The sequence below is a fragment of the Salinispora oceanensis genome (assembly GCF_000383575.1).
Classification (GTDB): Bacteria; Actinomycetota; Actinomycetes; order Mycobacteriales; family Micromonosporaceae; genus Micromonospora; species Micromonospora oceanensis.
The window spans coordinates 4,324,740-4,351,358 of record NZ_KB911579.1; the positions used below are offsets into that span (position 1 = coordinate 4,324,740).

12 protein-coding genes are annotated in these 26,619 nt (G+C 67.2%); 4 read left to right on the plus strand and 8 right to left on the minus strand.

Features of this window, described 5'->3' with window-relative positions; translation table 11 throughout:
• Positions 1–63 precede the first annotated feature (63 nt).
• From SALPAC4_RS0119955 to SALPAC4_RS0119980, 6 genes are all read right to left on the minus strand, one after another.
• Positions 64–2,199: a UvrD-helicase domain-containing protein gene (locus SALPAC4_RS0119955; RefSeq protein WP_019871838.1), complete on the minus strand. Its 2,136-nt coding sequence runs from the start codon at positions 2,197–2,199 to the stop codon at positions 64–66.
• On the minus strand, positions 2,199–8,516 hold the full coding sequence (locus tag SALPAC4_RS0119960; protein ID WP_019871839.1) for a DEAD/DEAH box helicase: 6,318 nt from the start codon (positions 8,514–8,516) through the stop codon (positions 2,199–2,201). The genes SALPAC4_RS0119955 and SALPAC4_RS0119960 overlap by 1 nt, the downstream gene beginning before the upstream one ends.
• Entirely contained in the window at positions 8,513–13,222 is a 4,710-nt protein-coding gene (locus tag SALPAC4_RS0119965) for a restriction endonuclease subunit M (protein ID WP_019871840.1), read from the minus strand. Before SALPAC4_RS0119965 ends, SALPAC4_RS0119960 begins: the two co-directional genes overlap by 4 nt.
• The gene (locus SALPAC4_RS0119970) at positions 13,219–16,065 is read right to left on the minus strand and encodes a helicase-related protein (protein WP_019871841.1); all 2,847 of its coding nucleotides are present in this window, start codon (positions 16,063–16,065) and stop codon (positions 13,219–13,221) included. Before SALPAC4_RS0119970 ends, SALPAC4_RS0119965 begins: the two co-directional genes overlap by 4 nt.
• A gap of 277 nt (positions 16,066–16,342) precedes the next feature.
• Complete coding sequence (locus SALPAC4_RS0119975; protein WP_019871842.1) at positions 16,343–18,079, minus strand: hypothetical protein; 1,737 nt, start codon at positions 18,077–18,079, stop codon at positions 16,343–16,345.
• 11 nt (positions 18,080–18,090) lie between these two features.
• The gene (locus SALPAC4_RS0119980; RefSeq protein WP_027644899.1) at positions 18,091–21,165 is read right to left on the minus strand and encodes a helicase-related protein; all 3,075 of its coding nucleotides are present in this window, start codon (positions 21,163–21,165) and stop codon (positions 18,091–18,093) included.
• 287 nt (positions 21,166–21,452) lie between these two features.
• On the opposite strand from SALPAC4_RS0119980, the gene SALPAC4_RS0119985 reads away from it, so the two are divergent.
• The 4 genes from SALPAC4_RS0119985 (at position 21,453) to SALPAC4_RS0120000 (ending at position 24,204) form a co-directional block, all read left to right on the plus strand.
• Entirely contained in the window at positions 21,453–22,586 is a 1,134-nt protein-coding gene (locus SALPAC4_RS0119985; protein WP_050564996.1) for a DNA cytosine methyltransferase, read from the plus strand.
• Positions 22,587–22,685: 99 nt separating this feature from the next.
• The gene (locus SALPAC4_RS0119990) at positions 22,686–23,366 is read left to right on the plus strand and encodes an ATP-binding cassette domain-containing protein (protein WP_019871845.1); all 681 of its coding nucleotides are present in this window, start codon (positions 22,686–22,688) and stop codon (positions 23,364–23,366) included.
• Positions 23,363–23,587 (plus strand): hypothetical protein, encoded by a 225-nt coding sequence (locus tag SALPAC4_RS0119995; protein WP_019871846.1) that lies wholly within the window; start codon positions 23,363–23,365, stop codon positions 23,585–23,587. The genes SALPAC4_RS0119990 and SALPAC4_RS0119995 overlap by 4 nt, the downstream gene beginning before the upstream one ends.
• Positions 23,584–24,204 carry a hypothetical protein gene (locus SALPAC4_RS0120000; RefSeq protein ID WP_019871847.1) on the plus strand — a complete coding sequence of 207 codons (621 nt, stop codon included), beginning with the start codon at positions 23,584–23,586 and terminating at the stop codon, positions 24,202–24,204. Before SALPAC4_RS0119995 ends, SALPAC4_RS0120000 begins: the two co-directional genes overlap by 4 nt.
• Positions 24,205–24,246: 42 nt before the next feature.
• Here the strand turns inward: SALPAC4_RS0120000 and SALPAC4_RS0120005 are convergent, their stop codons facing one another.
• Together SALPAC4_RS0120005 and SALPAC4_RS0120010 are read right to left on the minus strand one after the other, a co-directional pair.
• The gene (locus tag SALPAC4_RS0120005; RefSeq protein WP_019871848.1) at positions 24,247–25,281 is read right to left on the minus strand and encodes a CU044_5270 family protein; all 1,035 of its coding nucleotides are present in this window, start codon (positions 25,279–25,281) and stop codon (positions 24,247–24,249) included.
• Positions 25,278–25,832 carry an RNA polymerase sigma factor gene (locus SALPAC4_RS0120010; protein ID WP_019871849.1) on the minus strand — a complete coding sequence of 185 codons (555 nt, stop codon included), beginning with the start codon at positions 25,830–25,832 and terminating at the stop codon, positions 25,278–25,280. The genes SALPAC4_RS0120005 and SALPAC4_RS0120010 overlap by 4 nt, the downstream gene beginning before the upstream one ends.
• Positions 25,833–26,619 lie beyond the last annotated feature (787 nt).

The window sequence follows — 26,619 nt, forward strand, 5'->3', positions numbered from 1 at the left end:
GACGTACTGGGGGCAAGGCGTCGGTTCGAGGCCGCCGCCCGACAGAAAATGTAGCACTGATGGTCAACTACGCGTTACTACGACGAGTTCGTCGCGTGCCCGGGTGGCAGCGACGTACCTCAGCGAACGGCTCCGAAGCTCGGCGTCTGCTCGTTCGGTGGGATCTAGCATGGCGAGACGTTCCAATGCGGCCAGGGCTGGGTTGCTCGCGGCTAGCACGACCTTGGAGAACTCGGTGCCCTTGGCCCGGTGCATCGTCAGGATGGGCACCCGCCCGGGCGGTGGGCGGTCGCGGTCGATGGCGCGTGCATTCACTCCCTGCTCGGTGAGAGCGGTGACGACTCGGTCACGGTGGAACCGGTCCTGTACCAGGACCGCCACCGTCTCCGGAGCGTCTCCGGCCTCGAGCCACTTGCGGATGTGGCGAACGATGGCGTGGAGCTCGTCCGCGAGGGAGTCGGCGACCACCCCGATGGGCGCAGGTCCGCTTCGAGCGGATCGATAGCCCGTGCCCTCCAGTTCGTCCTGTAGGTCAACGTACTGGCTGCCCTCGAGGATCGCCATGGCGTAACGCAGGTTCTGGGCGGTCGTGCGGTAGTTGAGCGTCAACCGTTGGGAACGGCCGACGATGGCGATTCCGTAGCGGCCCAGGACCACGCGGCTGCCGTAGATGCGCTGGTGTGAGTCCTCGGCGATGAACAGGTCGTCGGGGCGTTCCTTGACGGCGGCCCGGAGCAGGAGCCAGTGCGTGGGGGAGAGGTCTTGCCCTTCGTCAACCAGCACATGATCGGCTGGGCGTTCTCCGCCTGCGGCGAGGTACGCCGCGGCGACTGCGGCGGCCTCGGTGAAGTCGAGGCTGCCGTCGGTTCGGCAGCGCGCCCGGTAGGAGTCGATCAGTGCCCAGACGGCCCGGCGTTTGGCTCGGTCCAGGGCGACGCCTCGTCCTGGCCGGCGCACCCGCAGGTAGCCGGTCTCGTCGTACACCTTGTTCGGGAGGACGACATGCGCGTACTCCGTGGCGAGGAACGTTTCGTTGGCGATCTCTGGCGGTAGTGACGTGCCGGTCGATTCGACGATGTCGCGCCACAGGTTCGGCTCGGTGCGCGACAGTGGTGCTGCGCGCTCCTCGCCGAGGACGCCACGCATGGCCGACGAGAGACCGCTTCCTGCGCTACGCAACACGGCGGCAGCGAGCGCGTCCACACCGGTCACGTACACACCCGCTTCTCCGAGCGCCTTGGTCTGAGACACCCGTGGGTCAAGCTGGGTGAGGCTGTCGCCGAGTGCCTCGGCGAGGTTGGTGGTGAAGGTGGTGAGGATGATTCGGGCCGCTGGGTCACGTTGGGCGAGGGCACGGGTCCGGTGGACGAGGACGACAGTCTTGCCGGTGCCGGCACCGCCGACCAGCCGGAACGGGCCGTTGTATGGCCGGTCGATGTACCGGCGTTGCTCGGGGTGCAGGAAGATGCGCCAGGCGCTGAAGTCTCCGCCTTCGATGACGCGACGGAGCTCTTCCTGGCCGTCAATGAACGCGTATTGCAGGGCGGCCGCCGGCCGTTTGAGGGACTGCAGTACGTCGGCATCGTCGTCGGCCGAGGAAATCTTCTCCAACTGCATCCGCTCGATGATCGCGTCTATGTCGTCGCCGGCTGCCAAATCAACCAGGATGGTGCCGATCCAACCGTCGTGACGTTCGGCGATCGTGAGGATGGCGTCCTCGTCGTTGGCCGTTGCTGCCTGCGCGGCGACACTCTCGGGAAGCCCGAGCTTATAGACCAGGTCGGCGGGTTCGTGCCCGAGGCGGGCAAACAAGGGCTTCGCTGATTCCGGGTCGGTGGCCGCGGGGGGTGGCGGCACGGGATTGAAAGCCGGCTCGATCTCCTCTACCTGGGGCAGGCCGTTGATGGGATTGACTTTCAGCCGTACGCGCTGCGCCATGGTGATGGCGTCGTCGTGTGGCCAGATGCCATGAATGACGTAGTGGGTGTCGCCGTCACCGTCGAGGCGAAACATCACGGCCCGCCAGAACTCGTCCACGCGTCCGGTGCGAACCCGTGGGTCGGAGCTCTTCTGAATGGGTTCGATGTGCAGGCCCGGGAGAGTGTCGTCGGCCCCGAGTTTCTGCAGGAAGCTCATCGCCTTGCCCCGGACTGAGCCATCGATCTTGCTGGCGAGCTTTCCCATGATGATGGTCGGCATCAGTGTCCTTCGTTCGTCTTGATGGCGGCGCGGGTCAGCGCAGTAACGACCTCGGCGGGGTCGGGATCCACCAGGTGCCATCCGTGCTGTGCCAGATCGCTTCGGTCCTGTTGGGACATGTGGGCGAAGGCAACGACCATGCGGAGATCAGGCCAACAGATGTCGAGCGGAATGCCGTCGGGCCCTTCCGCGCCGACAATGGGCGGTGCGACGTTCTGGCCGGCGAGCGCGCTGATCAGCGCCTTTTCGTTCTCGGTGAACGCCGCGTCGTAAGCGTCAGCCCAGGCTCCGACCGGGCGGCTCGGCCCGGCCTGGTCCGGCTGTGCGGTCACCGGCTCGACCAGGCTGGTGGTCGTCACGCTGGTCGGCCAGTCACGCGGGCCGAGTGAGTTGGCAAGCCGCAGCCAGGCCCGCCAAGAGTCGGCGTTTTGCTCAGCGAGCATTTCGCTGCGGTCGTCAAGCACGACGGCGACCTCGACGCCCCCGGCCGTCATCTCGATGACCGCCGCGAGGGATCCGAGGCGGCGCAGGTGGACCCGGCGTTCGCCAGCGGGCAGGTCCTCCCCGAGCAAGACAGCTCTACCCACCTGCGGAAGGGTGACCGTGGTTGAGGACTGGATCGGCTGGGTCCCGGCCGACAGGAACATGGGCACGGCTCGGGCAGCAGCCTGAACCGCCGCTGGGTTCGGATCACGTACCCAGCCAACGAGCCAGTCGACCATGCCGTGTCCCAGGGCCTTGTAGGTTTCCGGCGGGGCCTGGAAGCCGGGGACGTTCATCAGGCTGCCGGCCAGGCCCGCGTTCCACCATGGCGGGGCGACGTTCGTGGCGGTCTCGGCGGCGGCGACGTCGGCGCTGGTCAGAGCGACGACCAGGATGCCCAGCTCGCGTAGGTGGGCCCGCTTGACGGCGTCGTCGGCGAGGCGGTTGACCGTGGAGGTCGCATGGTAGGACCGCCCGTCCGTGAAGATCGCGACGTCGGGCACATTCATGTCGCTGGTCTTCAACAGGTAGTCCGGCCGGGAATCCGCAACGTTGACCTGCGGACTGAGAGTCCATTGGCGGTGCGTGCCGGGCAGGGTGAACCTGGCTAGGTTACCGACCGCTGATGGGGTTTCGGTGACAGCGGCCCCGATGCGTCGTAGCCGGCCGAGAAAGACGCGGTGGAAGGACCGCTCCAGATATGACTCGGGTTCCTCGTGTGGAGCCACCGTGGTCACCGTCCACGTCGTGTCCTCAGCGGTTTGGACCTCGGCAGCCAAGCCGAGCAGGGCACGGAGGTGACGCTCGGCCGACGCGCGTGAAACTCGCCGGGCGGATCCCGGTGCGGTGAATGGTAGCAGGCATCGATGGCAGGCGAGGCGCTCCTCGTGGCGGCAGGCGCAGTCCCGTACTCGGTCCCAGGCGAGGACCATCAGCTCCCGAAGGGTGTCCGGCTCGGCGATGCCGGCCAGGTAGCCGGTACCGCCGGGAACGGTGTCGTGCAGCAGGATCGCGTCGTGATTATCGCTGCCATCGGAGAGAGTGGGGTCAACGACCTGCTCGACCCGGATGTGGTCGGGATGACCGCCCAGCTGTTCTCGTAGTCCGAGCAGTAGCGCCGCGGACAGGCTCGGCACCGCGAAGTGGTCACCGAGGCTGACCGTGTGCGGTAGGCGGATCAACAGCCCTTGGGTACGCAGGGTCCGGGACAGTGTGACCGCGGTGGTCACTTCGTTCGGTGCGGTTCTGTACGGACACCATGGACGGTGCTCATGGGCACGGTTCCGGCCGGTTTCGGTGTCGCGCTTTCCACAACCGGAGCAGACGCGGAACAGGGTTCCCTGCCGTTCGGCGCCGGCGATGGTTCGGGTCGCGCCGTGGCCGGCTGGCCCGAGGTTGAGCCATCGGATGTCGACCGAACGCAGATGGACCCAGCCCAGCCCGGATCCTTCGACGAACCGGCGCTCATCCATATGTTCCGGGGAAACATCCGCGGCGGTCACAATCTGAAACGCGACGCGACCGCGTTCGTCGTGCCGGTCGGAGATGGCGACCTCGTCCCGGCGTACTTCGGCCGAAACCCGGGTGAGCTCGACGACGTCGAGGCGCTGCCCGGTGTCGTGAATGCCCCGGCTGCCACAGCGCGGGCAGGCGACGGGGACAGATTCTCGGCCCGCCGCGGCGATGTCGCACGCGTGCCCGCAGGCGGGGCAGAGCGCCCAGGTGCGGATCGACGTGCCGTCCAGACCGAGATCCACCGCATCGATCTCGATTTCCCAACCGCGGGCGTAGAAGGTGGCCCCCGGCGCGAACTCACGTAGGGCCTGGGCTGAACCCCGCTGAAACTGGGCGCTGTCGTAGCGGTAGCTGCCGTCGTCCGGATCCATCCAGGACAGCCCGACGTCTAGGGTGACGCTGTCGTCGAGCAGGGTGTAGTTGGGCAGCAGTCCGTATTCCTCCAGGACGCCGATCCAGTAGCTGCTCCGCAGATGAGCGAGCTGTCCTCTTGTCAACTGCCCGGTCGCCTGTGCCGAACGTAGCGCCTGCTTGTCAGCGTCGGTCACCGTCGGCGAGTGCATCCGGGCTTCCAACTCGGGCAGCAACTCGGTGATCGCGGCCTGACGCTGTTCGAGCAGTGTCACTGTCTGCCGCCAGCGGTCGCTGGCATCGCGAACGCGGTGGGCGAAGCCGCTACTGCCGGGGCCGGCGACCGGCTTCAGCCAATCGCGAAGCCGCCCCACCACCTCGACGGGAAGCTCCTCGAACATAGCGACGAACCGGCTCAGATCCGTCTCCCACGACTGCTCGGCGTGCAACACCAGGTCACCGAGGAAGGTTCCCGGCGCGTACGAACCGATCGCACCCGCGGCCTTGCGCGGACGACGGCGTCCGGGTTCCCGCGCGAACGCGTCGATCAGATAGGCCGTGTACTGCCGGCGCAGGATCTCCTCGGCGGCGAGGTAGGTAGCCGGCGGGCGCACATCGCCGTCAATCACTGACAGCGGGTCGCCGATCTTCGGTAGGTGTTCCCCCCGACCGGTGACGAAGGCCAGATCGAAGGCGTTGCCAGTGAGTCGGCCCGCCCGCCCGACCCGTTGCAGGTATGAGGCGACGGTACGGGGCAGCGAGGCGAGGATGACCGCCGACAGATCGCCGATGTCGATGCCCATCTCTAGGGTGGGCGTGGCGACCAGGACGTTCGGCGACTGAGGGCTGGTTGCCGCATCCCGGAAACCGTCCTCGTACGCCAGCCGGGTCTCGTCGTCGAGCAGGCTGGTGTGTTCCCGGGCCACGACCCGGCGCATATCCGGCGAAGCGTACAGCCGCCGGTAGAAGTTGTCCCCCAGTGGTTGCCGGCGCAACTGTCCGTGACAGCGCACGTTCAGGCAGGGGGCGTCCGTCAGCTGTGTGACGGTGGTGCGGCTGCCCGGGGTGCCGCCTCGACAGGTGTCGCAGACCAGTAGATGCCGCCCAGCAGCGAGATCGCTTTCCTGGGTGGGGGCCACCACCACCCCCGAGACCGGCAGCGCATAGACGGTCGCGCCGGACTGGCTGGTCGTCGTGGTTAGCACCCCATCGCGAGCGAGCCGGTCGAGCAACACCCGGGCGAGCCGACTACCGTCGAGTGGGGAGACGTCAAGTACCCGCGAGGTCCAGCGGGCGTACCAGGACTGAGCCGAGGTCACTGCGTCGAGACCACCGAAATCGGTGGAGCCGCCGACCTTCGGGTAGGCGGGGGCGGGACGGTCGCGGGGGAACGGCGGCATGCCTTCACCCCGTGGTCGGCCACCCCAGATAGACCAGCGGCGGCCGTCTTCCGCCCGGTAGCGGTCGAACCATGGATGGTCGATCGCACCCTGGACCCGCATCCGGTCCAGAACGCCGCGTACCCACTGCACCAACGCGGCGTCGCCGATACCCGCCTCGCCCAGACGCTCCTGCCACGAGGTGCCGCCCAGCGCGGCCCGGGCCAGGCCGGCGATGCGCGCCGGCAGCCCTGCCTCGACCTCGACGGTGACGGACCCGGTCAGTTCCAGAGTACGGCCGGTGCGCGAGTTCAAGCCGAACTCGAGGGCCGCGTCGAGGGCCAACCGCTTGCGCACCCGCGACTGCACCGACGTCCGGACGGCCCGCTGCCTCCGCTCCTGCCAGAATGGCAGGAAGGACTCCCGGTCGGCGCACTCCGGTGCCAGCAGTCGGTACCGTCGGACCGGATCGTCACCGGCCTGCGCCAACACCTCCTCGACCAGCCGGTCCAGAGTCAGCGCCCCATCCACTACCGCTTCCCGCAACACCGAACGCAGCGTCAACGTGTGCGACCGCGCCTGTACGAAGCCGGCTCGGTGCGCCGCGTCCTGCACCGAGTCGGTGAAGACCAGGGCCTTCTTCTCCTCGGGCGCCAACTTCGGCGCCCCGAACAGGGTCGACAGCGACACCGACAGCAGCGTGGCGATGGCGCTGCCGAGGAACCGGACACCATCCTCCTGACCACAGGACGGGCAGGTATCCTTGCGGCTGACTTCGTCGGCGGCAGTCCCCACATTGGTGAGCACCGGCAGGATCCAGCCATCGCGAAGGTCAGGGTCGTCTTCGGCGACCCGTTGCAGCAACTCACGGCTCCGGATCGCGAACCACACCAGTCCGTCTGGCGGATTCTCAGTGTCGGACCGGCGGATCGCTTCAGCGGGGGCGTACAGCAGGGGCCGGAACCGTCCCTCCCGGGTGGCGTGCTGCCGGCGAATACCCTCGTCGTCCGGGGCGAGGCTGTCGCCCACCGGTGCGAGACCGATGCCCCAGCCGGAACGCCCGCAATGCCGACAGTAGATCGCGGGAAAGGACGGCCGAGCCTCCTCGTCCACGGCGGCCGGCGGCCCGTCATCGCTCCACCGGAACCGGGCCGTCGCCGCCGCCGACCGGTCGATGCGGGTCAGCTCGCGCACCCACAGGTGTGCCTCGACCGAGAGCGCATCACGACCGATGACCTTGCGCACGTGCCCCAGCATCGCCACGACCTGCGACAGCAACGCCTCGGCTAGTTCCGGCTCATCCTGCGGTCCGAATACCCGCCGGGCAAGGTCGCTGAGGGAGAGGGCCGCACCGGCCGTGCGGGCCAGCTCGACCACGAGCGGATGCGCGCGGCATAACGCCGACAGCAGCTCCGGTGTCGCATCGGCCAGCTTGTCGGCGGTCACCCCATAAAGCAGACCGAGTACGGCGTACGCGGCCTCCTCGCCGGTGGCGTCCAGGCTCACCTCTGGCAGTGGCCGGAGCCCGGCGGCCCGCAACTCGCCCAGAGCGACCGGGGCGAACCCGGCCGCCGCCACCGACTCGGATGCACCGTTGGTCCACTCCGTCAGGCTGAGCCGGGTTTCGGTGACTACCGACGCCGAATCGAAGCGTTCCCCGAAGATGGTGCGGGCGAACCCACGCATGACCGACGGGTCGCCCTTGTCGCCGAGCGTCGCGGACGTGGCGATCGGAGTCATCAACCCCAGTGGACGGGAACGAGCTGCCTCATCGATCAATGGGTCATCGTCGCGCCAGTGACTTTGCAAGGCCAGACCGAGGCGGCGCAGCAGCATCCCTACGTCGGTGCCCTGCGCACCGTCGTAGGTGTGGAACTCGTCCAACACCAGATAGCGCAGACTGGTCGCGGACTGCCGCCACAGCTCCTGGTCCTCGGCGCGCAACAGCAACTGGTCGAGCATCTTGTAGTTGGTGAGCAGCAAGTCCGGCGCGGCTTCCCGGATGACCGCCCGGTCGTTGATGAGCCCATCCGGGGTGACGGTCATGCGGGGGGCAGTCGCCTGCCCGGTGTAGAGCGCCGCCGTCACCCCGGCCAGCGCCGGCTGGGTGGTGAGCAGCTTGGTCAACCGCGCTGCCTGGTCATTGGCGAGCGCGTTCATGGGATAGAGAATCAGGGCCTTGGTGCCGGTCACTCCCGCACGGCGGGCCCGTAGCACGTGGTCGAGGATCGGATGCAGGAACGCCTCGGTCTTACCGGATCCGGTGCCGGTGGTGACCAGCGTCGGCAGCGGTCGGCGCGGCCGACCGTCAACCGCCGATGCCAACCGGGCGAACGCCGCCGCCTGATGGCCATACGGCGGGAACCCCTCGTACCACTCCAGACTGGCCCGCCAACCCTCGTCGGCCGGCCGGTACGGCAGCCGTAGCCGCACGTACGGGCCCTTGAACATCCCGGTTTCCGGGTCGGAGAGGAATCGGTCTAGCCCGTCCCGCGCATCCCCGTCGGTCAGCCCGAACGTCGTCGTCAGGTAGTCAACGAGCGCTTGCTGAATCCGGGCGGCCTGGAAGGTGGGCAGTAGTTCGGTCACTGCCGCTCCCGCAGCCGCTGCTCGAAGACCATGTACGCCTGACGCATGTCCGCCTCCCGATCCAGGGTGATGAACGGCAACTCGTAGGTATAGGTGTAGCCGGCCTGGTTGGTCGCGGTCCGTTCCTCCGCCGTGATCCGATCGCCCTTTTTCCGCGACACGGTGAGCACCGAGTTCGGCACCAGTCGACCGTTGACGTCGTAGTGGTAGACGTTGCGGTCGTAGCCGCGCAGCACGGCGAATTGGGTGCGGTAGATCGAACACAGCTCGTCGGCAGTCAACCCCAACATCAACGCGACCAGCGCGTCGATCTCCACCAGCGCCTGCCGCCGATCGGCAGCGATCCGCAACGGCGTCGCCGACGTCCACTCCGGCCCCACCTCCCCGAGTGGCGCTCGCCGCCGATGCGCAAACCCGCCAGCCCATACGTCCTCAGCGAACTTGTCGGTCTGGCAGCTCTGCCAGAGGTCGGCGTAGGCGTCCGTGACGGAATTTAGCCGTAAGGTTCGCAGAGCGAGCTCAGTTTGTAGGGAGGAGGCTGTGGTGAAGGCAAGACGTCGGACAGTTGACGGGGAAATAGTCGACTTTGGAGCGACCCGGACGGAGTAGTCATGTGTTAGCGAGGACATGAATCCAAGTAGCCGAACTAAGGCTTCTGCATTTCGTCTGCGTGTTCCGGCCGAAGAGACGCCATGAATATGCGCCGTCCCTGGTGGGAGTAGCGTAGGAGTTAAGGTCCGTTCACCTTGATTGGCGGCCATGTTGCGCCAGGCGATGCGGTAGTGGTCGCGGGCGGGGTCGGGGTGGTCCTCGTCACCCCAGTCGGTGTACGCGCAGTCGTAGGCATAGCGGTCGCCGACGGGCTGGTAGGCGGTGGCCGGGATGGCATCGGCGGGCAACTGCTCGAAGTCCGTCGCCGACCAGTCCTGGTTATTGCGCATGGTCGGGTTCGGGCTCTTGTAGAGCGGGGTGGCAACGAACAGGTGTGGTCCTTGTAGGATCACGTCATCCCAAGAGTCCGGCACCGCCCACTCCGACTCGAAGTAACCCTTCTTGCGGTCGGAGCTTTCATGCCAACCCGGTGAGAATTGAAGTCTGAGCTCCCCGATACGTGACGCCCGGGAGAGCTTTTCCAGCACGGAGGCACTGGACTGGTTCACCGCATACACCATCCGGGTCTGCCGGAGTGACACCTCATCGGTCTCCATGACGGCATGCCAAGCGCGCAGCGTTTCGTCGGTGATCCGCATGATGCGCGACGCGTGCGGGCGAACGTCCCAGTTCCCGTCGTCGTCCTTTAGCCCCGGCTCTGGTCCGGAGCCGTCGTGCGTGAGCGAACGCATGGCGGTGTCCGGGTGGTAGAGCCAGCTCGCTTGGGTGAAGGCGGGTTCTTCATGTCGGGAACCATGCACCGTCACCCCAAAGAACTTACTGTCCTTGATTTCGAAGAGAGTAAGAGCATTGACAAAATGCCAATGGCGGCGTAGGCGGAGATACAGCTCAGCCCGAAGTAGCCCCGCCTTCTCGTCGGTAAAGTGCGAGTTCAGATGGATCATGCCGATTGCGCCGCGCTCCGACCTGTGCCGCCACATCACTTCCATGAAGCAGCGGTACAGGTCAGGCTGCAGGCCCACGAGATGTGGGTACTGCACTGGGGCACCCACGAATGCTGCCGTTGACAAGACGTCCGCCGTGCCATCAACCACGAGCTCCGTCATGCCAGGCAGGGCAAGAGTCGCGGTCCGCTTCGTGGCGACCTGCACCTGTGTGGGCTTGTTCGTGAGTTGCCACCACGGGTCACCCTCGGCGAGTAGCGCGTCAACGTCGGAGCGGGGCCGTACCCAGGGTGGGTTACCGACCTGCAGGTCGAAGCCGCCGTGGGCGAAGACGGTGGCGAAGTCGAGGTTCCAGTGAAAGAAGCCCTGCCGCGTGGCCACTCGCTCACAGACAGCCAACCAGGGGTGATCATGTAGCACCTCTGGGACAGCCCCGGCGTGAGCGAAACCCAGGTCGATCTGTTCCGCCTGGTTCAGCTCCTCCCAGTCCGTCGTGGAGCTGAGTTGCGCTGTCGACGCCTTGACTCTTGTCTTCTCCGGACGAAGATCATGGGCTCGACCTAAGAGAGCCTGGAGTCCGGCGATCCAATCGGAGAGCGAGGGCGGATTGACGCACGCTCCGTCGACCCTGGCGAGTTCGGCGGTGAGTGGCCAGAACCAGAGCGCGGTCCAGGCATTCATGGCTCGGCGCAGTCGCTGATAGGCGCCATTGGGGTCGGCGAGTGCCCGTTCGATCTGCTCCCGTTGCACCGCACCGCCGACAGCGAGCTCTTCCGCGCCCCACACTGGGATAGCGCGGCGGTTTTCCCGCTCCGCGATCTGGAGTCGGTGGTATGCGATCTGCCACAGCGTCTCGACCCGATGAGCCAGCTCGATTAACGCGTCCACCTGCTGCTTGGTTGGCTTGGCCCGCACCCCGCGCCGCCAGTCCTTGAGGCGCTTTGCAGCCTCGGGTGCCAGGTCGGCGGCCTCCTTCGCGTCGGCGGCCGAGCCCCAGCCGTCGGCGGGCAGCAGAAAGTGGTGGATGCCGTCGGTGGCGACGCGCCCGGCCTTGATGTCCTCGACCAGTGAAGTCAGCGGCACCTCCTGCGGGACGGCGCCCAACCACGACTTGTCGGTGACCTGGTTGCGGTGGTAGACGGCCCGGCGGGCGCCGATCAGTGAGTTGCCGCGCCGTAGGTGGAGGCCGAACCAGGGCGCGGACAGGCCCTCGACCATGGTGTCCAGCCAGAGGGAGATCTCCGCCAGCTCGACCGCGGTCTCGTTGAGGTCGACGCCGTAGACGTTGTGCAGGGCCAGGTATGCCTTGACTTCCTGCAACCGTTTCGGGTAATCGTCTGGGTCGATGCGTCGGTCGAGTTCCTTTTGGCGGCGCTTGAGGTACTGCTCGGCGAGCTGTCGTACGGCTTCGAGGGCGAATGCCCCCGAGCCGAGCGCTGGTTCACAGATCGTCATGGTGAGGATCTGCTCGGCGGGCGTGTCGTCGGTCAGCAACTCCTCCAGAGCTTGCCCGACGGTGAAGCGAGTCAACACCTCTGGGGTGTAGTAGGAGGCAGACTGCTGGCGTTCGCGGCCGGCTAGGCGGAACACGAACGACCCTTGCGGGTGTAGCACCGGCCGGGACTCGCCGGTCACCGGGTCGATGGTCGTCACGAAGTCGGTGGCGGCAATGCCGTCGGCCCGCTCGACCGGGACCACCCAGGAGCCCTTTGAGCCGTCCCCGTTTCTCGCGACCTCGTAGAGGTCGGTGTCGGCGAAAAAGCCGGTGTAGGACATCAGCCCCTCGTAGACCGCGCCGAGCTGGTTGATGCCCAGCTCGGCATAGGAGATGAAGCCTCGGTCCTTACCGCGTTGTTCCTTGCTGAGCAGCAGATGCGCCAGCACCTGCTGGACGGCGGCATTGCCCAGCCCGACTGCGTCAATGTGGGAGGTGGCCTCAGGTCGGAAGAGGTCGGCGCGCAGCGGGTTGAAGACCAGACCGGTAGCGAGCGTGGGGTTCTCCTCGGCGGCGGCCGGGGTGTGGCCCTGGTCAACCAGGCGGAACAACACGCCGAACGACTCGTAGAGGTGGGTGCCGGTGCGGGACCGCGGGGTGGCCAGCTCGACCTGCACCAGCTCACGGAGCCGGTCGAGGCTGTATCCCTGGTCGTACTCGGGAGCACCGACCGGGAGGACGCCCAGCTCCGGCGACGCCTCGGCGTAGAGCAGGAACAGGATTCGGTAGAGGAAGCGCAGTGACTGCCGGGCCAGTGGTTGCGCCTCGGACTTCGGCAGCGGCGGCAGGCCTTCGGCGCGGCGGCGGGCGACGACCTCGTTGGCGACGATCTCGATGGAGAGGCGCACGCCGTCGCGTAGGTCCTGAGAGACGCCGACGGTGTGTTTGACCGAAGCCTCCAGGACCCCGTGCCACCACAGCGTGCCGGCTGCGTCCGGGGCGATCGACTCGGCGCAGAGGCAGGCCAGGGCCCGGTCGATCTCTCCCCCTTTTCTGGTGTCGTTGCGTTCGCAGACCGACTGCAGGTCAACGGCGAGGTAACGGCCTTCGGCCCAGCGTTCCCGTTCGGCGAGCAGTGCCCACCGACCGGCCAGCACCAGCGCCAGCTCGGGTGCGTCGTCGGCGAGGAAGAGCGCAGATAGCAGGCGGGCCGCGCTCTTGATCTCCTCGCCGTCTTCGGTGAGCTGGACCGGTTCGCTGAGCGTAGCCGCGTCTCGGGCAAGCAGTTCCTCGATAGCAGCCACCGGAAGGGCGGCGAGCACGACCAGTGGTGCCGGGCCCGATGTGCCGGCCGAGGAAACCCGGCTGAATGGCCCGGAGCCGGAGACGATCAGGCCCGGCGCGTCGAGACCGAGGACGTCACGCAGCGTGCGGACCACCCGTTCTGGCACCTCGGGTGCGTTCCGGCTTCCGGTCTGCCCGGTGACCGAACCCGGATCGTACAGCTCAGAGAGGGTGGCCAGGTCGACCTCCAACTTCCGACGGGCCGCCAGGAATCGGGATCGCGGCGTTGACCGACCGGCCTTCTCCTCGGCGTCCCATGCGGAGCGCCGTTCCAAGATCTTTGCTCGGAACGACTCCTTGGTGGCGTCGGTCGTGAAGTAGTGCTCGGAGATCCAGCCCTCACCGACGAGGATCGCGTCCGACCTGCTCACTGGAGTTTCCCCTCGGTATCGGGCACGACCACCAGCAGCGGACGCACCAGCTGCCGGGCTGGCGCCATCGACTCAGTCAGCTTCCGTTCCGCGGCGATGCGTTCCCGGCTTGCCGCTGCCTTACTCCGCCGGATCAGAACCGCCGCCTCTTCGTCCCACGCATCGAGCTTGCGGCGCCACGCATCAACCCGTTGCTCAGCGTCCCGACTCGCCGCCTCGAAGACGGTCTTCTCCAGATAAGCGGCAGCCTGATGCACCGCCGGCTGGATCAGCGGCTGCAGGTGATCGATCGTGGCGATGGCACCCGGGTTGGCGCGGGGTACGGTCCAGCCGAGCATCCGCACCGCGTCGTGGACGGAGTCATGCGGTGTTACCAGCGCGAAGGACGGGTCGTCGGAAACCGGGAACTGGGTGGTCAACCATGCCGTGGATACCACCTGCCCGCGCTTGTTCGTTAATGTGCCGAGCAGTAACACCGTCGGCGCGTCCACCGCGCCGCGGACCGCGAACACCTCGTTGCGTCCCAGCGCCGCCAACGCTCGGTCGGCGGCCCAGTCGAGCACTGGGTGCAGCGGACTCAGGTAGTGCGCGTCCGGCCAGCTCGTGCCCTTGTCGTCGCAGAGCGCGGTGGCCAACCTGTCCTTGCCCCGCGCGATGGTGGTGGCGAGCACCAGACGCTCGGTTACCTTGCGGTCCGCCAGATAGCTCTGCGGCAGCACCTCCAGCCGTTGCACCAGATCAGCCGGCGGAGTCAGCTCCACGGTGCCGAACGCCTCGTCGCGGCGCCACCCGACTCCGCCGCGAGCCGGTGCCGCCGTCGGGTCAATGAACGCCTCGCGCAGCGCCTCCTCCAGGTAGGAGACTTCGTCGTCGTACAGGCCGGCTCTGTCGTCCGGCGCGACCTCCTGGGCGGTAGCCGGCTCGGCACCCTGCCCCGCCGGGTCGAAGAGTTGGGTGAAGAGGGCGGCGACGTCGTTGCCGGCGGCGACTTCGGCGACCGGCCGGAGGACGTCATCGAGCTGTTTGCCGCCGGCGAGCACCGCCCGGATCTCTTCTTCTTCGCCCTTGACGTCATAGCGACCCATCAGCGATGCGACGTCGCCGAGGGCGGTGTGCGCCTCGTCCTCCTTTTCGATCAGCTTGGCCAGCACCCGGACGTCGCCGGCGAATCGTTCGCTAGCCGGGTTGAGCAGCAGGGCGGTGACCTGCGGCGGGTGTTTCTGGCCATAGCGGTCGATGCGCCCGTTGCGTTGCTCGATGCGGATCAGACTCCACGGGATGTCGTAGTGGATGAGCTCGTGGCACTGGGCGTGGAGGTTGACGCCTTCCGAAGCCACGTCACCGGTCACCAGCACCCGCACCGATGACTGCTCCTGCTTGAAGCGCTCGACGAGTTCCTGCTGTTCGGGGTCGGTCAGGCCGCCGTGCATCAGCTCGACCGCATTGCCTGGCAGACCGAGGTCATGCGGGAGGCTGCGGTGCAGCCAGCGCAGCGTCTCCAGACGTTCGGCGAAGACCACCGCCCGGGTGGCAGCGCCGGCCCCGATACCGATCTCCTTCAGGTACTCGACGAGGCGGGTGTACTTGGCCGACGGCGTACGCAGGGCGTGCTCATTGAGACCGGCGAGGTGGCGCAGCGCTCGCAGCTCGACCTCGGCCCGATCGGAGGGGCACTCGGCGTCCTTGGTGACGCGCTCGATGCGTCCGTCGATCGTCTCCTGCAGTGCCGCCGGTGACGAAAGGAACGCTTTCGCCAGGGTCCACGGAAAGAACGTCCCGCGTGCCCCCGAGTACGGACTCCCGCCGGTGTCTGGCCAGAGCCAGGTGCGTTCTAGCTCGCTGGCGACCGCGTTCTCCGCTGGGGTGGCTGGGATCAGGATGTTCTTCGGCTCGCGTCGCTCGGCCCAGTCCGCGCCGACCGCGCTCGCGACCTCCGGGCTGTGCCGGTGGCGCCGCACGACGAGTCGCCGGACCTCGTCCCGGTCCAGCTCGCCGCTTGGCGGAACGGCCACCGGGTCGAGCATGCGGATCAGCTCGGCGAAGGAGTCGGCCTTGCCGTTGTGCGGGGTGGCGGAGGCCAGGATCAACGCCTCCGTAGTGCGGGCCAGCAGCCGGGCGAGCCGGTTGTTGAGCGTCTCGGCGTTCGACAAGTTGTGTGATTCGTCAATGACGACCGCATCCCAGCGCTGCTTACGCAGGCTGGCCACGTAGCGGTCGGATTTGAGAGTGTCGATCGAAATGATCGCGCGCCGGTAGTAGGTGAACGGGTTGCGGGTGGCTGGGAGTTTCTGCCGGACCTGCTGGATGCCGGCGGTGTCCAGGCGTACGAACGGCAGGGCGAAGCGCGTCCAGAGCTCCTGCTGCATCTGCTCCAGTACGTGCCGCGGGGTCACCACGAGAATGCGGTCGCCTCGCCCGCGGCGAACCAGCTCGGCCAGGATCATGCCGATTTCCAGGGTCTTGCCGAGGCCGACTGCATCGGCGAGGAGGAGGCGCGGTTGCAGGCTCGCCGGATCCAACGCCTTACGGACCGCCGACTGCTGGTAGCCGAGTGCGTCGGCGAGGCCGCGAGTGGCCACCGACAGCGACTGGTCGGCGAGCGGAATCGCGGTCTTGCGCAGCGTGGACTCCAACCAGAGCCGGGCGGTGCGGTACCGGGGACTGCCGTCCGCGACGACCCGGGCCTCGGCCGGATCCAGCGGAGTCATGATGTCGAGACTGTCGTAGAACGTCGCCGTCGTGTCACGTACCAGCTCGCCGAGACCTTGCACATGCACCGCGACGCCGTCGGCGGTGTCCTCGGTCGCTCGGACCAGCCACTCCTCGTCGCGGATCACCAACATTGCACCGGGGGCGAGCCAACGGCGGACGTCAGGCTTGGATGCCGTCACAGACCTGATCTCCAATATTCGACAAAAAGAACACCAAGGAATATGTCGGTTGTTCTGTCCGGGCAGCCTAACCTCTGGACGGCGTTACCGATGCCCCCAGACAGGTTGGAGAGATGGGCCGAAAGTCCACCCCGCCGAACCGCCACCTCGGCCCGCCGGTCGGCAGGAACACGCCTCGACTCGAAGCAATGTCCCTCCCTGACCGGATCAAGAACACCGGGGTAGCGGATCAGGTCGAGATCCGCAGGTAGCCGCTCCGCCCGAACAACACACCACGGTCCAGGAACCGATTGAAGAACCGGCACGACGGCTCGCCCAGGTGCACGCAGGCCGCACAAGCCCCACTACCGATCCCGCAACCCGGATCCAGCGGACAACGGTGCTCTGCGGCAACGAACGCGGTCAACAGGTCGTCGAGGTTCGACTCGAAGACCGCCTGCATGCCGCCGAGTACGAAGTCGCCCCGGGCGGCCGAGTACAAGAAGAAGCCGAGATGGTGGGGCACGAGATACTCGCTGAGCGCGTCGCGCTCGATGCCGGCGAAGACGGCGGTCTGCCGGATGAGCCGGTGGGCATAGGTGTGAATCAGCTTCAACACGTCAGCGCCGATCGACTCCACCCGCGGATCGTCGCGTTTGTCGGGAACCGAGGCTGACTCCAGAATGGCGACTCGAGCCACGACCGGGTCGATGCAATCCGGCGTCCAACCCGGAAGCCGGTGACCGCGACTAGCCAGCCACGTCGCGACCCGGATCGGGTCGAGCCGGATCAGGAACGCCTCGGTTTCGGCCAGGTTGCCGTAGAGCCGGTAGCCGCCCCGCTTGCGTCGGAACGGCACCAGCCGACACTTCGACGGATCGTCCTCACCCCGCGTGTAGCCGTACATGGCGTTGAGGATCGGGAACTTGTCAACCAGGTCGAGCCCGTCAATGCCGGCCCGCTGCAGGGCCTGCGGGTACTTCTTCCGGTAGCGTAACTCGAGTGGGTCGTCGGGATTCGGCAGGCGTAACGCCGTCGTCGGGGTCCGGCTCTCGGCCAGAGCCATCGCGATGTCGACGGCCTCCCGTTCGACCACCTCACGCCGGGTCGGGGCAAGTCGGTCAACCGGGTGATCGCCCGCCTTGGCCAACTGGCCAGCCTGCTCGGCGACCATCACCATCTGCTCCGCGATCTCCGGCGGCATGTTCCCGGCGATGAGTTGATCGACCAGTTCCTCGCGGGTCTGCTTCGCGGTTACGTCGGCGGGCCTCGCCACCTGTAGACCCTCGATCACCCAGATCAGCGCCTTGCGTGGACCCCCGGCGAGCTTGAGGTTCTCCCGATGCTCGGGCCGAGGTGGGTTGATCAGCACCATGCCCCGCGGCACATAGACCATGCGGGCCTTGTGCACGTTCCAGCGCACGGTGCCCTCACCGCACCCGCACTTCTTGTGGAAGCCCAGCCCCGGCATAGTCGGTGTGTCACAGTCCGGGCACACGAAGCGGATGTCCGCGGCCTTGGCGCTCCTCGGCACGACCACCCGTACGTCGTCGTGCTGCGAGCATCGCCGGATCCGGGGCTCGGTGATCGCCCCGCATTCATGCACGCCGACGAAGTGGAGCTGACCCCAGGCACGTTTGCCGCACTTGCAGTGTGCCTCCTCGGACGTGCCGATGCGTTTACAGACCCGGCACAGCCAGACTCGCGGAAATCTCTCGACGGTCACGCCGCGGCGTTCATCGAGCTCGACGACCTCCACCGGCACCTTACGCAACAGCTCCCCGGCCATGCCGCCGTCTTTGTCGTTGGCGGTCCACGCGCCGATCTCAGTCAACAGACTCCACCGCACCACGTCGGAGTCGATTTCGATCGGGCTGGGGGCCGACCACTCGTCCACCCGGTAGATGTTGCCGCGCAGGTCAACCGTCTGCGCCGGCAGGAAAGTGCGCAGGATCTGGCTGCCACTACGGGAACCAAGTTTCGTCATGTCGTCCGCCTTCAGTCGTGAATGGGAGCCTGGGCCTCCACATCCCGAAGGCTCCGCATGGGGGAGGGGTAGCCGATCTCACTGATGAAACGGGCCGTGGTGGCCGGGTCCTCGAGGTCGGCGAACCACTCGCGGACCCACTCGACGATCTGCTGCCGGTGTAGGGAATCCTCTGGCCCGTTGAGGCCGAGAAGCTCCGCCACAGTCGCTGCCTCGACATCCGGCGTCAGTTTCGCGTCGCGGACGTACTGGCGCAGCTTCGCGGGTGTGCTCAACCGCTGCTTGCTGGCCGGCTCGTGCACCATCAGGGTGCGCGCCGCAACCAGCCCGGGAAGCGTGAGGGCTAGAACCCGTCGGCTGCGGCGCGTGATCGGGATGGCGTCAACGAACCGATCGCCTTGGCTCACATACTTGTCGAAGTGCCGGAACGTCTGGGCGTCGCGCTCCCGGCCGATCTTGTGCAGGACGTACACCAGGCCCGGGTGTCGACGACCGACCCGGGCGGTGGTCTGGATGAACTCAGCCGTTGTCAGCGGCAAGCCCAGCATGACCATCGTGTTGAGCCGGTCGATGTCCACCCCATGTGACAACATCGAGCTAGCCGCGATTACGTGAATGCGATCCGCGAACTTTTCTTCGGGCTTTTCGAGTCGCTCCAGGATGTCCCGCACCTCGTCGAAGTCGGTTTGCCCGGTCAGCTGCTCGACGTTGATGGCGTTGACGGTGTTGTTGCTGCCGAGGCTTCGACCGGCGGCCTCGACGTCGTACAGGGTGGAGCCGTAGACCACGTTTGTACCGTAGAGGCTGAGCAGTTCATCAACGTGCGTTGGATCGATACCAGCCTCTGTGCAGACGGCCGACGGCTCGTCCACTAGCCGCCGTACGCAGCGCTGCAGAGCGTCCAAAGTCCGGTCACTGACGTGCTCCAGTGTCACTCCGCGCGGCGCAACCGCTACGAAACGCCGCAGCTTTTCTGCTTTGCGCACCGTCCAGAAAGACTCCCCCGAGCGAGGACCCGGCTGCGGGAAGACCCGGCCTTCGCGCCGGTAGAGGACCTCGACCTGGCGGTCGTATCCGGTTAGCGTCGCGCTGCTGGCTACGATCTTGGTGTGGCTACCGGACAGCTCGTGCTGTAGGTAGTCGAGCAGACTCTCGTAGTGCGAGTCAACGGCACCGAGACTGTCGCGCAGCAGGTGCAACTCGTCCTGCAGTCGCAGCGACGGTGCGAACCGTTCCGCCGGCATCGGCAGCGGATTGAGCGTGCCCTGGCAATCGGGCACCAGACAGCCGTTGGGTGTCTTCGACCTGGTCGCGTAGGTGAAGCCGTGCCATTCGACCGAGCAGATCTTCTGTGGCGGCCCGACGAGACCGCGCATCGCCTGCTGCAGGCCGATTGATGCGGCCTTGTCCAGCGTACCCACCACCACGGTCGGGAGGAAGCGGAAGATCTCCTGGTCAACGATGTATACCGGCAGCGCCCCGCGCTTCCAGGGGCAGTGCGTGTTGGTGCAGTGATGTTCCAGCTTCCAGCGTTGCCGGTCGAACTTCATCTGCAGGTCTTCGTCGCGGCAGAACGGACAGTGCAGCAGCACCCGGTACTTGTCAGGTACGCCGGGGCTATCCGGACCGACCTCGTCGCCCTCCGGCCTGGGCACGATCTTGTTGGGCGTACCGGCCTGGCCGACCAGGAACCCGAGGCTGAACGGAGCACCTTTGACATCGGCTACCCGATGCGCCGCCGCATCACGGCGTACCAGCTCGGCCCCGGCGAGCGCGTCGGCGAAACGCTGCGTCTGTTGCAAGCTCAGCAGCCGGAGCGGAAACCGGGACCAGGCCGTCACGCCGGTACGCTTACCGGTGAGCCGATCGAAGAAGGCCGTCGTCAACAGCAGCCCCAGATAGGTCTCGGTCTTGCCGCCACCGGTGGCGAACCAGACGGTGTCGACGAATCTAGCGTCATCGGCGGGTTCGGCGAGGAAGCGAATCGTGGACAGCAGGAAACCAACCTGGAACGGTCGCCAGGCGTCGTAGCCGCGCCCTTTCGCGCTCAACCCGATCGCCTTGTTCATCAGCTGAAACGACTGGCGAATGTCCCGATTGGTTTGCAGCAGCTGCAGCCCGGTTCGAAGCCGGTCGAGTTCGGCGAACACATCGGTGGCCTCCTGCTCCGCCTCGGCGCGCATTCCCGGTGTCCAGCCCTCAGCTGTCTCCCGGGCGGCCAGCGCCGATGAAGACCAGTGGGCGTGGTCGTACTCTTCGAGAGCGTCTACCAGTGCGGTGAGTTCCGGAATCGGGTCGGTGGCGAGCCGCTCGAACGACAGCGTCGGCTCCGGCCGGGTGCTGTTCCAGTAGTCGGGGCGGACGGTCTGCACCGTGGTGGTGTCCGTACTGCGGAACACCCCGGGCGTGGGCACCTCGACCCCGACATTGATGCCATACGCCGGCACGTCGCGGTCGTAGCGGAAGCTGTCCGGCAAGGACTCCAACTGGAACGGGGTGGTGGTGAGACCCGTGACCTCCAGCTGCGCTTCATACAGGTGCGAGTCGGTCAGATCGCGGGCCTTCTCTGGGCTGGTGTTGACCAGCTGTAGGACAAGTTCGGTGTCCTGGTGCCAATCCTCCACATCGATCCGGACTTCAGCCGTGAGGCCCGGCGCTCCCACGGCGCTGAAGGCATCTCGCAGCTGCTCCGCGCCGAAGGTTCCGCCATCGGCGCTGGCCACGACGGAGATCTTCTCCTCAACAGGACCCGTACGCCACCAGCGCCGGTCTGGGTCGGGACCATCCTTGGGGTCCCTGACCCAGGCGCGCGCCCGTACCGTTACCGTCATCGACCACGACGGCGCCTCGGCTGGCCGGAACCGGATGCCGATCGCGCACGGGTCCAGCCGCTCAGCTCGGTCGTCGCTGGTGCCCTTACGCACCTCGTCCTCGCACGCGAGTCGCCCCAGCCAGAAGGTCCCCGACGGTGCCACTTCCAGGCGATCCAGGTCGTCCCCGCGGCCCGCCGCGACCACCCGCCGATCGAGCCAGGTGACGAAGGCATCGCACGCCTCCTCCAGTGACTGCACCGCCTTGCCGCTCATCGGTTCTTCCTCTCCGTTGACGCGCCGTGCCCGGTCCATTGACGCTCAGCGTAGGAAGCGGGTGCGACAAAGGACTGCGAATCGAACAAATGTTCCATGGTTCCGTTGGCGCATCACCCTCCGACTCGACGAAATTCGACGGTCAGAGCCCAGCGGCAGCGCGAAGGCCCTCTTTGCCACCTCATCAACGCAGCCTGTCACCGCAGCGTTGCTGCCAGGGCTCGGACAAGCCCATCTGCCCGCATCCGGGGCCGCGCCGAGGTGGGGCGACCTACTAAGGTCCCAGCATGGCTCCACGACGACCCGCTACGATCGCCGCTGTAGATCTTTTTTGTGGGGTGGGCGGCTTGTCCTACGGCCTGCAGGAGGCCGGTGTCGACATCGTCGCCGGGGTGGACCTCGACCCAAGCTGCGACTATCCCTTCCGGGCCAACGTCCGCGCATCCTTCTATCAGAAAGACGTGTGCGACCTAAGTGCCGACGAGCTCAATGCGATGTGGCCGAAGGGCAGCCTACGTGTCCTCGCTGGTTGCGCGCCCTGCCAGCCCTTCTCCTCATACCGCCGGGGAGTGGACACGTCCCGAGAAGCGCAGTGGCCCCTCGTTGACGAAATGCGTCGCCTGGTCGAGGGCGTCAAGCCCGAGGTGGTCACAATGGAGAACGTTCCCCGGATCATCAGTACGTCGATCTTCAGAAGGTTCGTCGACTGTCTCAAAGAACTCGGCTACTTCGTAGACTTCAAGTCCTGCCACTGCCCAACCTATGGCATCCCCCAGCGTCGACGTCGTCTGGTTCTCGTAGCCTCCCGCCTCGGCGAGATCAGCGTGCCCAAAGGCACGGTAGAGTCAAGCAGCTATCCCACAGTTGAGCAAGCCATCCGAAAGCTCACACCCATCGGCCACGGCGAAGTTGATCCAGCAGACCGGCTACACAAGAGCCCCACGCTGGCGAGCATCAACCTGGAACGAATCCGGGCCTCGAAGCCGGGCGGCACCTGGGAAGAATGGGACGAGAGCCTCCGTGCACCGTGCCATCGGAGGTCGTCCGGCTCCACCTTCCAGAACGTCTACGCTCGCATGGTGTGGGATGAGCCCGCACCGACGATCACGACGCTGTCGTACAACTACGGCGCCGGCCGGTTTGGGCACCCCGAGCAAGACCGTGCCATCTCACTGCGCGAAGCCGCCATCCTGCAGAGCTTCCCACCCAACTACGAGTTCGTAGCGCCTGAGGGTCCGGTGCAGTTCGCGCCCCTAGGGCGACTGATCGGCAACGCTGTGCCGCCAAGGCTCGCCCAAGCGGTCGGCGAGGCGATCGTCGAGCATGTCGAGGCCGCCGAGGGGCGGGTCAACAGAGTTCGTCGGCGGACGACGGTGCCCCCACCGTCCACGGACGCACCACATCTCGCATCGGGATCGTGAACCCACTCGCAACGCTGCCGTCGAAGACCGATTCGCGAGGTTGACCTGGTGCCCGTACAAATCAGGGATTGTTCGTTCCAGTATCGGGCAGGTGTTCCGGTGATCCGTGACCTGACCATCGAGTTTCAGCCCGGTGCGACGGTGTTGCTCGGCCCTGACGGTGCCGGTAAGTCCACGCTGCTGTCACTGATCGTGGGGCTACTGCGGCCAGATGCCGGCACCGTACGGATGGGCCGGCTGGTCAGTCACGCCCGACGTACCCGGTCCCGATACCGTCGTTCGGTCGGTTGGCTACCGCAGCGCGTCGTGGCGATGCCGGGTTTGAAGGTGCGGGAGCAGGTCGCCTATGCGGGCTGGCTGAAGGGGCTCAACCGCCGGGATGCCTGGGCCAACGCGGCGCAGGCGTTGGGTCGGGTTGGCCTGCGGGAGCTGTCGGAACGACCCAGTAAGACGCTCTCCGGTGGTCAGCTCCGCCGGGTCGGAATCGCGCAGACCCTGGTCCACCACGCGAAGCTGATCGTGATGGACGAGCCCTCGGCCGGGTTGGATCCGCAGCAGCGGCGGGTGCTGCGGGAGGTGCTCAACGGGGTTGCCGGCGATGTCGACCTGCTGGTGTCGGCGCATCAGACCGAAGACATCAGTGATATCTACCAGCAGGTGGTGGTGCTGGATCACGGCGTGGTGCGGTTCCACGGTGGGGTGCCGGAGTTTATGGCGCTGGCGCAGCCGAACGTCGAGCGCTGGGCGGAAGCCGGCTGTCCCGCATCGGCGGTTCGGTGAGCGGCACCGCCCTGCTTCTGGTCGCGGTCACGGTGGCGTTGCCGCTCGGCCCGGCTGTTAGTGGCCCGCGCGACGGAGCACCGCGGTGTGCTGGGCAGTGGCCCACGCTGTGCCTGTGGCCGGAGCAGGAGCAGGCCCGAGCCGTCATCCACCCGGTGCTGGCATCGGCGTACTCCCGGCTCGGCGAGGCCGGTTCCTTCGCATCGGAGCAGCCGCGGTGATCTGGTGGTGGCGGACCCGCGCGTTGACCGCGGTGACGGTCGCGTTCGCCGGGAGCCTCGCCGCCGCGATCGTGATAGGCGGTGAGGTGCTGCCGCTGCCCAGTCTGGCCGGGGGCTTGCTCGTGCCGATCGTGTTCGCGCTGTTGCTGCCGCTCGTCCCGATCGTCTTCCGCTGGCATGGCATCGACCGCAGCGGCGGTGACCTGGACGGCACCGCGGTCCGCCTGGTGGCCGCTCGGGACCTGGGTGTTGCCGCGGCGATCGTGCTGGTGACCGCGATTCTGGTCGGCGTAACCTCGGCGACCGGCTCGTGGCAGAGCGGTCCCGGATATCTGCGTAACCTCATCGGTTTCCTCGGGTTAGCCCAGCTGGTCACCCCGATCATCGGCACCCGACTCGCGGCGCTGGCCCCAGTCGGCGCGGTGGTCGTCAGCGCGCTCTTCGGCACCGGCCACGGTGGCCTGGTGCACTGGTGGGCCTGGCCGGTCGCCGACACCCACTCCACATTGGCCTTCGCCGAAGCGGCACTGCTGCTGGGGACCGGTACGGCGGTAACGGTGTGGCGGTTTAACCGAAGCGGGCCTACCCGGCTGGGCCGATGGCGAGCAGCCCGATAGCCGGCCCAGCTGGGCTGATCCAAAGGCGTGCCCCGGAGTCTGTCAGCGGGGCATGGCAGCGTACTCGGCGACCAGGTACGACCGGTAGGTGATCACCGCAGGGATCGGCACGTTCAACATGCCCGCCGTCTCGGTCAACACCTCCTCGTATCCCAGCAATGCGCCGGACCCCGAATCGATGATCACTGTGTACTGGGCGGGTAGGCCATGGAAGTCGGAGGTGATCGAGAATGCTTCCCCGGGCCGTCCGGCACGGTCGGTGACGGTGCCGGTCACCGTGATGCCCGGTAGCTCAGCGAGGAGTCTGAGTGCCGCCGCGCGCTGCGCTGGGGTCAGCAGCCGCACCCCTGCGAGTTCGGCAACGGACTTCAGATACTGCACCGGTGCCTCGTGGGCGGGCACGCCCGTGGTGAGCCACTCGCGTAGCGCGGTGGCGTCGGTGGGCACTGGTCCCTGCCAGTGGCTGTAGTACTCGCCAGCCGTGTAGTCGCGCGTCTCTTCCGACGAGTCGATCTGGCCGCCGCGCCGCTTCCATTCCCGGCGGTCGGCCTCGGACCGGAATATCGGGGGCAGTGCCTTCCGGACCTCCCGGCCGGCGCCGTCGTCGGTCTGCCAGGACCGCCACTGCTCCGGCACGACTGCGGACGTCGTCCGTCCGTCGGTGACCGAGGAGTTCAGGAACCAGTTCGCCGACTCCAGGTGCTCCACCGTGCCGTCCGGCCGTGGCGGTGCTGGCTGCCCCGCCGCCACCTCCGCCAGGCGCCGCAGCCGGGTGCTGGCCGGTTCCGCGCTCGCCGGCGGGCCGTAGGTGAGCATCGCCGGAGTGGCCGCGTACGCCGGCTGCGGCTTTCGAACGCTCTCCAGCGCCACGCCACCAGCAGCCACCGCCAGGACCACCCCGCCGGCCGCCAGTACGAGACGGCGTCGTAGCACCGCCCGCCTGGCCGGGGGAGCGGTGCGGTCGGAGGCGAGGATGTGCGCCAGGTCCCGCGCGCGACGCTCCGCATCCTCGGGCCGGCTGTCCCACGCGGGATCCAAGCCACCCAACGTCAGACGAACCTCATCTACAGCCTTCACCCTCGTCGCCCCCCATTCGACATCGACGGCGTGAACCGTGGCGCCGGCCCCGCCTCAGCACTGACCCCACCCAGTTGTGCCCGAAGTCGCCGCCGGGCACGCAGCAGCCGCATCGCGAACGTCGCCCGCGAGCACCCGAGAACGACCGCCGCCTCGGCAGTGGTCAGACGCTCCCAGGCGACCAGCCGAAGCACTTCCCGATCTGTCGCCGGGACCTGGTCGAACGCGACCGCAACGTCACGTTGGCGAATCACCTCGTCCGCGTGATCCGCCACCACGGCCTGATCCCGCTCCGCCGCAACCCGCAGCGTCAACTCCCGCCACCGTCGACGCCCCCTGGCCTCGTTGGCCAGCACCAGTCGCGCCACCCCGTACAACCACGGCAGGGCCGATTCCATTGGAACCTCGTTCAGGCGGCGCCACGCGACGAGGAAGACCTCGGCGACCACATCGCCGACCTCAGCGCCGACGACCCGGCGAGTCACATATCGCCACACGTCACCGTGGTGCCGCTCGTACAACCCGGTGAAACGGTCTTCGCTGCCACCCATGGCACCTCCTACTGGTGCTTATGTCCGGCACCAGCCGCGACATCACCACCAGTAACGAGAAACCACCCAAGAGCGTCCGCCGCCGGCCGATGACCAGAGCGGCCCGCCTGTCGGTATGTGCGGAGACCGTGCGGTGCCTGGCCGACCTGCTCAGCCGTGAACGGGCACGCCAGGGCAATCGGGCGGGCATCCGGGCGGGCATCCGGGCGGGTGGCCGGGCGGGCGGCCGTGTGTCGTCCTGCCGGGCCAGGCAGTGCTGTGCCGCCTGCTGTCGAGTTGCCCTCATGGATGGGGCGCGGGGTTCCCCGCGCCCGCCCAGCAGCCCGCCGTTGTCTGGCTCACGCCGAAACTGCGCCGGCCGCCCCTGGTCACCGCTGAAGGACCGCGCCGGCCGCCCCTGGTCACCGCCGAAGGACCGCGCCGGCCGTGTTTGTGCCGGCGGAGCCAGTTCATCCAAGTTGGTCCACTCGTGGCGGCGCACCCGCCTCGATCAATACCTCGTTCTACTCCGGCTGATAGCAGCTGCTCGCGACGGCGCGAGTGGAGCCTTGGTGTCGGTCCCGCCGGTGGGGCAGCTCGACAGCAAACGTAACGCTGGCACCCTAGCGGCCATTAGCATCGACAACCATTAGCGCCAACCGAGGCTGCTTCGGTGTGCCCTTCCTCATCCGCCTCGCCGTCAATCCGTGCCCGCCGACGCACCAACCCTTCGGGGCATCGCCGGCCACCATCTCAGGGGCGCCCCGGGCCCGCAACATGAGCCTCTGTCCCCTGGAAAATCGGCGAC